At 74.6% G+C, this 11,749-nt stretch carries 10 protein-coding genes, 1 tRNA gene and 1 pseudogene; 9 read left to right on the top strand and 3 right to left on the bottom strand.

Features of this window, described 5'->3' with window-relative positions:
• The 6 genes from G5C62_RS22115 to G5C62_RS22090 form a co-directional block, all read left to right on the top strand.
• On the top strand, positions 1–1,369 hold a 1,369-nt coding region (locus G5C62_RS22115), incomplete at its 5' end, for an alpha-N-arabinofuranosidase (RefSeq protein ID WP_164702699.1).
• A 107-nt stretch (positions 1,370–1,476) separates the two neighbouring features.
• Entirely contained in the window at positions 1,477–2,550 is a 1,074-nt protein-coding gene (gene ugpC, locus G5C62_RS22110; protein ID WP_164702698.1) for an ABC transporter ATP-binding protein, read from the top strand.
• A gap of 64 nt (positions 2,551–2,614) precedes the next feature.
• Positions 2,615–2,710: transfer RNA gene (locus G5C62_RS22105), tRNA-OTHER, on the top strand.
• A 60-nt stretch (positions 2,711–2,770) separates the two neighbouring features.
• Entirely contained in the window at positions 2,771–4,108 is a 1,338-nt protein-coding gene (gene selA / locus G5C62_RS22100) for an L-seryl-tRNA(Sec) selenium transferase (protein ID WP_164702697.1), read from the top strand.
• Positions 4,099–5,868 (top strand): selenocysteine-specific translation elongation factor, encoded by a 1,770-nt coding sequence (gene selB / locus G5C62_RS22095; RefSeq protein WP_241176060.1) that lies wholly within the window; start codon positions 4,099–4,101, stop codon positions 5,866–5,868. Before selA ends, selB begins: the two co-directional genes overlap by 10 nt.
• A gap of 49 nt (positions 5,869–5,917) precedes the next feature.
• Positions 5,918–6,292, top strand: a complete 375-nt coding sequence (locus G5C62_RS22090) for a PH domain-containing protein (RefSeq protein ID WP_036336656.1) — start codon at positions 5,918–5,920, stop codon at positions 6,290–6,292.
• 24 nt (positions 6,293–6,316) lie between these two features.
• On the opposite strand, the gene G5C62_RS22085 is transcribed toward G5C62_RS22090, so the two are convergent.
• Complete coding sequence (locus G5C62_RS22085) at positions 6,317–6,478, bottom strand: hypothetical protein (protein ID WP_156119199.1); 162 nt, start codon at positions 6,476–6,478, stop codon at positions 6,317–6,319.
• A 98-nt stretch (positions 6,479–6,576) separates the two neighbouring features.
• On the bottom strand, positions 6,577–7,362 hold the full coding sequence (locus G5C62_RS22080; RefSeq protein ID WP_164702696.1) for an enoyl-CoA hydratase-related protein: 786 nt from the start codon (positions 7,360–7,362) through the stop codon (positions 6,577–6,579).
• A gap of 39 nt (positions 7,363–7,401) precedes the next feature.
• On the opposite strand from G5C62_RS22080, the gene hemW reads away from it, so the two are divergent.
• Positions 7,402–8,634 (top strand): radical SAM family heme chaperone HemW, encoded by a 1,233-nt coding sequence (hemW, locus tag G5C62_RS22075; RefSeq protein WP_164702695.1) that lies wholly within the window; start codon positions 7,402–7,404, stop codon positions 8,632–8,634.
• Positions 8,635–8,648: 14 nt separating this feature from the next.
• On the opposite strand, the gene recQ is transcribed toward hemW, so the two are convergent.
• Entirely contained in the window at positions 8,649–10,478 is a 1,830-nt protein-coding gene (gene recQ, locus G5C62_RS22070) for a DNA helicase RecQ (RefSeq protein WP_036336649.1), read from the bottom strand.
• Between the two features lie 105 nt (positions 10,479–10,583).
• Here recQ and G5C62_RS22065 point away from each other — a divergent pair, with 105 nt between their 5' ends.
• Complete coding sequence (locus G5C62_RS22065; RefSeq protein WP_164702694.1) at positions 10,584–11,522, top strand: ATP-binding cassette domain-containing protein; 939 nt, start codon at positions 10,584–10,586, stop codon at positions 11,520–11,522.
• A pseudogene (locus G5C62_RS22060) lies at positions 11,519–11,749 on the top strand (ABC transporter permease); the annotation flags it as partial. The gene G5C62_RS22065 and the pseudogene G5C62_RS22060, both read left to right, overlap by 4 nt.

Here is an 11,749-nt window from a genome sequence, read left to right as displayed (position 1 = left end):
GGGCTTCCGGACCGACGTGCTGGAGCTGGTCCGCGAGCTCGGGGTCTCGACCATCCGCTACCCCGGCGGCAACTTCGTCTCCGGCTACCGGTGGGAGGACGGCGTCGGGCCGCGGGAGGACCGGCCGAAGCGCCTGGACCTGGCCTGGCACTCGCTGGAGACCAACCAGGTCGGCCTGCACGAGTTCGCCCGCTGGAACGACAAGGCGGGCAGCGAGCTGATGCTGGCCGTCAACCTCGGCACCCGCGGTGTGCTGGAGGCCCTCGACCTCCTCGAGTACAGCAACGTCCGGTCCGGGTCGGCCCTGTCGGACCAGCGGATCGCCGACGGCACCACGGAGCCCTTCGGCGTGAAGATGTGGTGCCTGGGCAACGAGATGGACGGCCCGTGGCAGCTGGGCCACCGCAGCGCGGAGGACTACGGGAAGATCGCCGCCCAGGCCGCCAAGGCCATGCGCCAGCTGGACCCGTCGGTCGAGCTCGTGGTCTGCGGCAGCTCCAACTCCGCCATGCCGACGTTCGGGGCGTGGGAGCGCACCGTGCTGGAGCACACGTACGAGGACGTCGACTTCATCTCCTGCCACGCCTACTACGCCGAGCGCAACGGCGACCTGGCCGGCTTCCTCGCCTCGGCCGTCGACATGGACCACTTCATCGAGTCCGTCGTCGCCACCGCCGACCACGTCAAGGCGGAGCTGCGCAGCGCCAAGACGATCAACATCGCCTTCGACGAGTGGAACGTCTGGTACCAGGAGCGCTTCCACGCCGAGGACCAGATCACCGACATCGAGCAGTGGCCCTACGCACCGCGGCTGCTCGAGGACGCCTACCACGTCGCCGACGCCGTCGTCGTCGGCAGCCTGCTCATCTCGCTGCTCAAGCACGCCGACCGGGTCACCTCCGCCAGCCTGGCGCAGCTGGTCAACGTCATCGCGCCGATCATGACCGAGCCCGGCGGCCCGGCCTGGCGGCAGACGACGTTCTTCCCCTTCGCGCTGACCTCCCGCCTGGCCCGGGGCAGCGCGCTGCGCGTCGAGCTGTCGAGCGAGACGTACCGCACGACCGAGCACGGCGACGTCCCCCTGGTCGACGCGGTCGCCACCCACGACCCGGAGACCGGCGCCACGGCGGTCTTCCTGGTCAACCGGGCGATCGAGGGGCCGACGACGGTGACCGTCGACGCCCGCAGCCTCGGCGACGTGCGCGTCCTGGAGACGCACACCCTGAACGACGACGACCCCTACGCGGTCAACACCCTGGCCGAGCCGACCCGGGTCGCCCCGGTGGCGAACAAGAGCGCCCAGCTGCAGGACGGCGTCCTCACCATCGAGCTGCCCCCGGTGTCCTGGACGGCGGTCTCCCTTGGCTGACCCCCGGCCCGCCTGCTCAGCGGCCCCGCCCGCCGAGCACCCGATCTCCTCTCCCTCGTCCGCCTTGCCCGGATACCCGACATCCCCGACCACCAGGAGTGCGCCCGATGGCGACCGTCACCTATGACCGAGCGACCCGGCTCTATCCCGGCAGCGACAAGCCGGCGGTCGACCAGCTCGAGCTGCAGATCGAGGACGGCGAGTTCCTGGTCCTCGTCGGCCCCTCCGGGTGCGGCAAGTCGACCTCGCTGCGGATGCTCGCCGGCCTGGAGGAGGTCGACGGCGGCGCGATCCGGATCGGGGACAAGGACGTGACCGACGTCGAGCCGAAGGACCGGGACATCGCGATGGTGTTCCAGAACTACGCGCTCTACCCGCACATGAGCGTCGCGGACAACATGGGCTTCGCGCTGAAGATCGCCGGGATGGGCAAGGAGGAGCGCCGCGCCCGGGTGGAGGAGGCGGCCAGGCTGCTGGACCTGGAGCCCTACCTGGACCGCAAGCCGAAGGCACTGTCCGGTGGTCAGCGGCAGCGGGTCGCGATGGGGCGGGCGATCGTGCGCAAGCCGCAGGTGTTCCTGATGGACGAGCCGCTGTCGAACCTGGACGCGAAGCTGCGCGTGCAGACCCGCACCCAGATCGCCTCGCTGCAGCGCCGGCTGGGCATCACCACCGTCTACGTCACCCACGACCAGGTCGAGGCCATGACCATGGGCGACCGGGTCGCGGTGCTGAAGGACGGCCTGCTCATGCAGGTCGGTGCCCCTCGTGAGCTGTACGACCGCCCGGCCAACGTCTTCGTCGCCGGCTTCATCGGCTCCCCGGCGATGAACCTCTTCGAGGTGCCGGTGACCGACGGGGGCGTCCGCTTCGGGGACCGCGTCCACCCGGTGGCGCGGCAGTCCCTCGCCGCCAGCCCGGGCGACACGATGACCCTCGGCGTCCGTCCCGAGGACTTCGACGTCGCCGACTCCGGCGCGGTGGTCGAGGTCGATGTGGTGGAGGAGCTCGGCGCCGACGCCTACCTCTACGGACGGCTCCTCCACGGGGCCACCGAGCCCCTCGTCACGGTCCGCGTCGACGGCCGGCAGCCACCCCGCCGGGGGGAGCGGATCCACGTCGTGCCGCGGGCCGGCCACGTCCACCTCTTCGGCAGCGACGGGGCCCGGCTGGCGGACTGACCGTCGGGTCCCGCCGGACGGGTGGGACCTGCCGGTCCAGCCGTCGGGACGTAAGGTCGGCGGCGGAGACGTCAGGGTGTCTGGTGGCCCCCGCGGCCTCTAAAGCCGACGTGGCCGAGCAACTCGGTCAGGCGGGTTCGATTCCCGTCCGTCTCCGCCAGCCGCTCCGCGGAGCCGGCCCTCGGGCCGGCTCCGCGACGGCCACCTACGCTCGGCCGCGATGACCACGGACGCCACGACCACCGCCGCGACCACCGACCCGCGCCGGCGCGTGCCCCGGACCGACACGGTGCTCGCCGACCCCGCCGTCGCCGCGGCGGTGCAGCGACTGGGCCGGGAACTGGTGAAGGGCGCCGTCCAGGTCGCGCAGCAGCGCGTCCGGGAGGGCGACCTGCCGCCGGACGACGTCGTCGCCGCCGTGCTGGCCGGGCTGCCCGGCACTGCCAGCAGCCTCTCGCCGGTGCTCAACGCCACCGGCGTGCTCGTGCACACCAACCTGGGCCGGGCACCGCTGTCCGGCGCGGCCGTGGCCGCGGTGGTGGCGGCCAGCGGCACCACCGACGTCGAGCTCGACCTCGGCACCGGCCGCCGCGGGCCGCGGGGAGCTGGAGCGCTGTCGGCGCTGCTGGCCGCCGTGCCCGCCGCCGAGGCCGCGCTGGTGGTGAACAACTGCGCCGCCGCGCTGGCCCTGGTGGCCACCGCGCTCGGCGGTGAGCTGGTCATCGCGCGTGGGGAGCTGGTCGAGATCGGCGACGGCTTCCGCATCCCCGACCTGCTGGTCAGCACCGGTGCGCGGCTGCGCGAGGTCGGCACGACGAACCGGGTCTCGCTCACCGACTACACCGGCGCCCTCGGCCCGGACACGGGTGCGGTGCTCAAGGTGCACCCCTCCAACTTCGTCGTCCGCGGGTTCACCCGGTCCGCCGACGTCGCGGAGCTGGCTCCCGCGCTGGCCGGCACCGGGGTGCCGCTGGTCGTCGACGTGGGCAGCGGGCTGCTCCGCCCGCATCCGCTGCTGCCCGACGAGCCGGACCTGCAGACCACGCTGGCGGACGGCGCGGACCTGGTGCTGTGCAGCGGCGACAAGCTGCTCGGCGGCCCGCAGGCCGGCATCGTGCTCGGCTCCGCAGCGCTGGTCCAGCGGCTGCGCCGGCACCCGCTCTACCGGGCGCTGCGGGTGGACAAGACGACCCTCGCGGCGCTGGAGGCGACGGTGCGCGGCCCGGTGCCGCCAGTCCAGCAGATGCTCGACGCCGACCCGGCCGGCCTGCAGGCCCGGGCCACCGCGGTGGCCGCCGCCCTGCAGGCCCGCGGGATCGAGGCGGTCGCCGTCGCGTCGACCGCGCGGGTCGGCGGTGGGGGAGCCCCGGAGTTCGAGCTGCCCAGCGCCGCCGTCGCGCTCGACCCGCGGTTCGCCGAACCGCTGCGGCACGGCGACCCGCCGGTGGTGGGCCACCTGGACGGCGACCGCACCCTGCTCGACCTGCGCAGCCTGCTCCCGGCCGACGACGAGCGGCTCATCACCGCCGTGACCGAGGTGGCGCGCCGGTGGAGCTGAACCCTGCCGCCCGGATGGACGTCCTGGCGACCGCCGGCCACGTCGACCACGGAAAGTCGACGCTGGTGACGGCCCTGACCGGGATGGAGCCGGACCGCTGGGAGGAGGAGCGCCGGCGCGGGCTCACCATCGACCTGGGGTTCGCCTGGACGACGCTGCCCTCCGGTCGCCGGCTCGCGATCGTCGACGTGCCCGGGCACGAGCGGTTCGTGGGCAACATGCTCGCCGGGGTCGGCTCGGTGCCCGCCGCGCTGGTCGTGGTCGCCGCGGACGACGGGTGGTCGGCGCAGACGGCCGAGCACGTCGCCGTCCTCGATGCGCTCGGGGTGCGCCACGGGCTGCTCGCCGTCACCAAGTCCGACCTCGCCGACCCCGCGCCGGTGCTCGCCGACGCCGCCGAGCGGCTGGCCGGGACGTCGTTGGGCCGGGTGCCCGCCGTGGCGGTCAGCGCGCGGTCCGGCACCGGGCTGCCGGAGCTGGCCACTGCGCTGGAGCAGGTGCTGGCCGGCCTGCCCGCACCCGACCCGGCCGCGCCGGTGCGGCTGTGGATCGACCGGGCGTTCACCATCCGTGGCGCCGGGACCGTCGTGACCGGCACCCTGGCCGCCGGCACGGTGACCACCGGTGACCGGCTGGACCTGGGCGGGCGACCGGTGACCGTGCGCGGGCTGCAGTCGCTCGGGGCGCCGGTCGAGGCGGCCTCGGCCACCGCCCGGGTGGCGCTCAACCTGCGCGGGGTGGCGGTCGAGGAGCTCTCCCGCGGCGACGCGCTGCTGACCCCTGATGCGTTCCGGCGCACCGCGGACCTCGACGTGACGCTGGTGCGACCGGTCGAGGAGAAGCTGCCCGCGGAGCTGGTCGTGCACATCGGGTCGGCGACGGTCGCGGCGCGCGTGCGTCCGCTGGACGGGTCGGCCCTGCGCCTGCGACTGGCCACCGAGCTGCCGCTGCGGGTGGGTGACCGGCTGCTGCTGCGCGACCCCGGCGCCCGCCGGGTGCACGGCGCCGACGTGCGCGACGTGGACCCACCGGAACTGCGCCGCCGCGGCGCCGCCCGGACCCGCGCGGCCGAGCTCGCCGAGCAGCCGCTGGGTGAGGCCGGGGCGCGGGCGGACCTGGTGCGGCGCCGGTTCGTGCGCCGGGCGGACTTCGTCGCGATGGGCTGGCCGGTGCCCGCGGACGCCACGGCCGTCGGCCCTTGGCTCCTCGCTCCGGGGCTGGCCGACGAGCTGGCGGCCCGGGTGCCGCAGGTGGTGGCCCGCTACCGGCAGCTGCGCCCGCTGGAACCGGGTCCGCCGACCGCGGTGCTGCGGTCGGCGCTGGAGCTGCCCGACGTCGAGCTGGTGCCCGCGCTGGTGCGGGAGCCCCTGACGCTGCGGGACGGCCGGGTCGTCTCCGGTGCCGCGGCGCTGCCCCCGGCGGTGCAGCAGGCGGTGGACGGCATCCGCGCCCGGCTGGTGCAGGAGCCGTTCGCCGCGCCGGAGGCCGGTGATCTGGTGGCCGCCGGGCTGGGGCCGCGCGAGCTGGCCGCGGCGGTGCGGGACGAGCAGCTGGTGCGGATCACCGAGGGCATCTACCTGGCACCGGGGGTCGCCGAGCAGGCCCGGACCAGGCTCGCGGCGCTCCCGCAGCCGTTCACGCTCAGCGAGGCGCGCAAGGCGTGGGGGACGACCCGCCGGGTCGCCGTCCCGCTGGCCGAGTGGCTCGACGCCCGCGGGGTCACCGTCCGCCAGCCGGACAACACCCGCCGCCTGCGCTGACCCGGCGTGGGAGCAGGGGGATCCGCACGGGGCTCCCTACGGTGACGCGGTGATCGACTTCTCGAACGGTTCCGTCTTCAAACTGAGTCCCTGCGACATGAAGGACATCGCGCCCGCCGTCGCGCCGCTGCTCGTCGCGGGCGAGCAGTTCGTCGCGTCCTTCAAGGGCGTGCGCGACTTCGTCGTCTTCACCGACAAGCGACTGATCGCGGTCAACGTGCAGGGCATCACCGGCAAGAAGCGGGACTTCACCTCGCTGCCCTACAGCAAGGTGCAGGCCTTCTCCATCGAGACGGCGGGGACCTTCGACCTGGATGCCGAACTCGACCTGTGGTTCAGCGGCCTGGGCAAGGTCCGGCTGGAGTTCCGAGGCAACGCCGACATCCGCCAGCTGGGCCAGATGATCGCCACGTACGTGCTCTGAGCCCACCTGGCGCCGGCCGCGCGGTCAGACCGGGCCACCGCCGGCGGCGAGCTGGCGCAGGTCGACGTGTGCCGGCGTCTCCACCGGCAGCGGCGGATCCGCGTCGTGCACCTCGACGAGCTGGTCGAGGTGCACCGGCTCCGGGAGCTGCCGGTACTGGGCCCGCGGGTCAGCCTGCTCGGTCACGGCCTCAGGGTGTGGCCGCGGAGTGCGGGGCGGCAAGGGGTCTGCGCACGCTCGTGCTCTGGCTGCACTGGTGCACCAGAGCACGAGCGGCGGCAGGGTCAGTCGCCGGCCGGGACCCAGCGGGCGGGGCGCTTCTCCCGGAAGGCGGCGATGCCCTCCTGGCCCTCCTGGCCGGCGAAGAACCGCGCCGACAGCTGCAGCAGCGCCGGGAACTGCCCGGCCAGGTCGGTGCCCGACCTCAGCAGCCGCTTCGTCTCCGCCAGCGCGGTCGGCGCCCCGGCGGCCAGTGCGGTGACCTGTGCAGCGACGGTGGCGTCGACCTCGTCGTCGGGCACGGTCAGGTCGACCAGTCCGCCGGCTGCGGCCGTCGCGGCGTCGAAGACCTCGCCGGTGAGCATCAGCCGGTGGACGACGTTGGGCAGCATCCGCGGCCGGCACACCGCGGAGATCACCGCCGGGACGACGCCGATCCGCACCTCGGTGAACGCGAAGGTGGCAGCGGCGCCGGCCACCACGACGTCGCAGGCCGCGGCCAGCCCCACCCCACCCGCGCGGGCCGGGCCGCGGACGGCGGCGAGCACCGGCTTCGGCGCGTTCCAGATCAGCTCCAGCAGCTCGGGGAACTCGTTGACCCCCTGGTCGGCGGCGGAGCCACCGGTGGCCTCGCCGAGGTCCATGCCGGAGCAGAACACGCGGCCCGTGTGGTCGAGCACCACCACCCGCACGGCGTCGTCGGCGAAGGCCTCGGTGAGGGCGGCGCGGAGCTGGGCGCGCATGGCGCGGGAGAGGGCGTTCCGGTTGGCGGGGGAGTCGAGGGTCAGCCGGGCCACGCCGGTGGACACGTCGACGGAGAGCACGCGGTCGTCGTTGGTCGCGGAGGTCACGCCGCCATCTTGCCGGGGGCGGTCACACTGGGAGCAGCGATGACCACCACCCTCCCTCTCCTCGGCCAGACCCCGGCGCTGCCCGCGGACCCCTCGATGCTCCCGGCGTCGGCCCGTGGCGGCCTGCCGACGACGCCGTTCGGCCTCTACGTGCACGTGCCGTTCTGCGCCACACGCTGCGGCTACTGCGACTTCAACACCTACACCTCCGACGAGCTGGGCCCCGGCGCCAACCGCAGCGAGTACGCCGGCACCGCCATCGCCGAGCTGCGGCTGGCCGCCGAGGTGCTGGGGCCGGACCGTCCGCCGGTGCAGACGGTCTTCGTCGGTGGCGGCACCCCGACCCTGCTGCCGGCGCAGGACCTGGTGGCCGTCATGGACGCCGTCCGTGAGCTCTTCCCGGTGGCCCCCGACGTCGAGGTGACCACCGAGGCCAACCCCGAGTCGGTGACGCCGGAGTCGCTGGCCACCCTGCGGGCCGGTGGCTTCACCCGGATCAGCCTGGGCATGCAGTCCGCCGCCGAGCACGTGCTCGCCGTGCTGGACCGCCGGCACACCCCCGGCCGGGCGGTGCAGGCCGCGCACGAGGCCCGGGCCGCCGGCTTCGAGCACGTGAACCTGGACCTGATCTACGGCGCACCGGGGGAGACCGACGCCGACTGGCAGGCCTCCCTCGACGCCGTCCTGGCCGCGCCGGTCGACCACGTCAGCGCCTACGCGCTGATCGTCGAGCAGGGCACGCGGCTGGCCCGGCGGGTGGCCCGGGGCGAGCTGCCGATGCCGGACGACGACGTGCTGGCCGACCGCTACGAGATGGCCGACCGGACGTTCGGAACCGCTGGGCTCGGCTGGTACGAGGTGTCGAACTGGGCCCGCGACCGGGCGGCCCGCTGCCGGCACAACGAGCTGTACTGGGCCAACGCGAACTGGTGGGGGATCGGGCCCGGCGCGCACTCGCACGTCGGCGGACTGCGCTGGTGGAACGTCAAGCACCCGGCCGCCTACGCCGACCGACTGGCCGCCGGTCTGCACCCGGCCGCCGACAGCGAGCTGCTGACCCCGGAGGACCAGGCGCTGGAGACGGTGATGCTCGGGCTCCGGCTGCGTGACGGGTTGCCGCTGACCGCACTGAGCGCGGCGGGGCGGGCGCGGGCCGCGGCGTCCGTCGTCCGGGGGCTGCTGGCGGCCGCGCCGCACGAGGCGGGGCTCGCCGTCCTCACCGACCGCGGCCGGCTCCTCGCCGACGCCGTCGTCCGCGACCTCACCGACTAGGGACCCCAGCGGCCTCAGCCGTGCAGGGCGGCCAGGACCTGGTCGCCGAACTTCTCCAGCTTCGTCGCGCCGACGCCGCCGATCGTGCCCAGGGCGGCCAGGGTCGCCGGCTCCTCGGTGGCGATCTGCCGCAGGGTCGCGTCGTGGAAGACGACGTAGGCGGGCACGCCCTGCTCCTTGGCAGTGGCGGCCCGCCAGGCCCGCAGCCGCTCGAAGGCCGGGGCGGCCGATGCGGGCAGCTCCGGGGCGGTGGACCGGCTGCCCCGGGCGCGGGCGGTCGCGGCCCGGGTCGGGCGCTCGGGCTCGCGGCGCATCAGCACCTCGCGCTCCCGGCGCAGCACCGGCCCGCTGGCCTCGTTGAGCGCCAACGTCCCGTACTCGCCCTGCACCGCGAGCAGCCCCTGCGCCAGCAGCTGACGGACGACGCCGCGCCACTGGCCCTCGGACAGGTCGGTGCCGATGCCGAAGACGGTCAGCTCGTCGTGGCTGTGCTGGGTGACCTTGTCGGTGCGCTTGCCCAGCAGGATGTCGATCGACTGGCCGGCGCCGAAGGACTGCCCGCGCTCGCGCTGCAGCCGCAGCACCGTGGACAGCAGCATCTGCGCCGGGATGGTGGCGTCCCAGGACTCCGGGGGGCTCAGGCAGGTGTCGCAGTTGCCGCAGGGCGCGCTCTCCTGGCCGAAGTGTGCCAGCAGCCGCACCCGCCGGCACTCGACCGTCTCGCAGAGTGCCAGCATCGCGTCCAGCTGGGCGGACAGCACCCGGCGGTGCGCGAGGTCGCCCTCCGAGGACTCGATCATCTTGCGCTGCTGGACGACGTCGGCCAGCCCGTAGGCGAGCCATGCGGTGGAGGGCAGTCCGTCCCGGCCGGCGCGGCCGGTCTCCTGGTAGTAGCCCTCGACCGACTTGGGCAGGTCCAGGTGGGCGACGAAGCGGACGTCGGGCTTGTCGATGCCCATGCCGAAGGCGATGGTCGCGACCATCACCAGCCCGTCCTCGCGCAGGAACCGGGACTGGTGGGTCGCGCGGGTCCGCTGGTCCAGGCCCGCGTGGTAGGGCAGCGCGGGGATGCCCTGGCCCACCAGGAACTCGGCCGTCTTCTCCACCGAGGCCCGGGACAGGCAGTAGACGATGCCGGCGTCGCCGGGGTGCTCGGTGCGCAGCAGGTCCAGCAGCTGCTTGCGCGGCTCGTTCTTCGGCGCGATCCGGTACTGGATGTTCGGCCGGTCGAAGCCGGCGACCACGTGCAGCGCGTCGTCGAGCTGGAGCCGGGTGCTGATCTCGGCGTGCGTGGCGGGGGTGGCCGTCGCCGTCAGGGCGATCCGGGGTACGTCGGGCCAGCGCTCGTGCAGCATCGACAGGGCGAGGTAGTCGGGCCGGAAGTCGTGCCCCCACTGCGCCACGCAGTGCGCCTCGTCGATGGCGAACAGGGCGATCCGGCCGCGTTCGAGCAGCCGGGCGGTCGGTGAGGCGCCACCGCCCAGGGACTCCGGGGCCACGTACAGCAGGTCGAGCTCCTCGGCGAGGAACGCCTCCTCGACGTCCCGGCGTTCGGCCCGGTCCTGGCTGGAGTTGAGGAACCCGGCGCGCACGCCCAGGGCGCGCAACGTGTCGACCTGGTCCTGCATCAGCGCGATCAGCGGGGAGACGACGACGCCGACGCCCTCCCGCAGCAGCGCCGGCACCTGGTAGCACAGCGACTTCCCGCCGCCGGTCGGCATGAGCACCAGCGCATCGCCGCCGGCGACGACGTGGTCGACGACCTCGCGCTGCGGTCCGCGGAAGGCGTCGTAGCCGAACACCCGGCCGAGCACCTCGAGGGCAGGGTCTTCGAGCACGTCCACCCGACGAGCGTAGGCGGCGTGCGGCCGGCGGTCTGACATCCGTCACGAGGTGTGGACGACGTCTCGCACTCCCGGTGGGGCACCGTGGGCGGCCAGGCTCGGGGCATGCCCGAACCACTCGCCCTCGACGTCCGCGGACTGACCGTCCGGTACGGCAGCGCGACCGCCGTCCACGACCTGACCCTCGCCGTCCCCCGCGGCGAGACCATCGCCCTGCTCGGTGCCAACGGAGCCGGGAAGTCCTCCGTCGTCAACGCCGCGCTCGGGCTGTTCCGGCCGGCGGCCGGCACGGTCCGGCTGCTCGGGCGCGAGCCGGCCGCGGCGCTGGAGGCCGGTGGCGTCGGGGCGATGCTGCAGCACGGAGGCCTGCCCAGCGAGGCGCGGGTCGGCGAGGTGCTCACCCTGGTGCGCCGCCGCTACGACGACCCGTGGCCGCTGGCGGACCTGGTCGCCACGGCCGGCATCGGCGGCCTGCTCGACCGCGCGGTCGACGCGCTCTCCGGCGGGCAGCGCCAGCGGGTGCTCCTGGCCCTTGCCCTGGCCGGCGCACCGCCGTTGCTGCTGCTGGACGAGCCGACCTCGGCCATGGACGTCGAGGGACGGCAGGCCTTCTGGACGACGATGCGCGGCCTGGCCGGGCGCGGGCACACCGTCGTCTTCGCCACCCACCACCTCGACGAGGCCGACGCGGTCGCCGACCGGGTCGTGGTGGTCGCCGGTGGGCGGGTCCTCGCCGACGGGACGGCGGCTGCGATCAAGTCGCGGATCGCCGGGCGCACCGTCCGGTTCCGCTGCCCCGGGCCGCGGGACGGGCTGACCGGGCTGCCGGGCGTCACCGGCATCAGCGGGGACGCCGACCTCGTCGAGCTCGCCACCTCCGACGCCGAGGCGACCCTGCGCGCGCTGCTCGACAGCCGCACCCCGCTGCCCGACCTCGAGGTGCGCGGCGCCAGCCTCGAGCAGGCCTTCCTGCACCTCACCACCCAGCCGGACGCCGCCCAGCCGCACACCGTGCCGGACGCCACCGAGGGAGCCCTCCGATGACCGACCTGCTCCTCTTCCAGCTCCGCCGGGTGGGCCGGAACAAGCAGTACCTGTTCTTCACGGTGCTGCTGCCGGCGCTGTTCACGATCTTCTTCACCAAGGTCATCGGCGGGCAGGCGCCGGCCGGGGAGTACCAGGACCTCGCCGGCGCCGTCCTGGTCTCGATGATGGCCTACGGGGCGATCGGCGCCGCGCTGGGCGCGACGATCCGGATCGCCTTCGACCGC

It is taken from the genome of Modestobacter sp. KNN46-3 (assembly GCF_011039295.1).
Note: the sequence above shows the minus strand (reverse complement) of the source record. Positions and strands in the feature narration are given on the sequence as shown.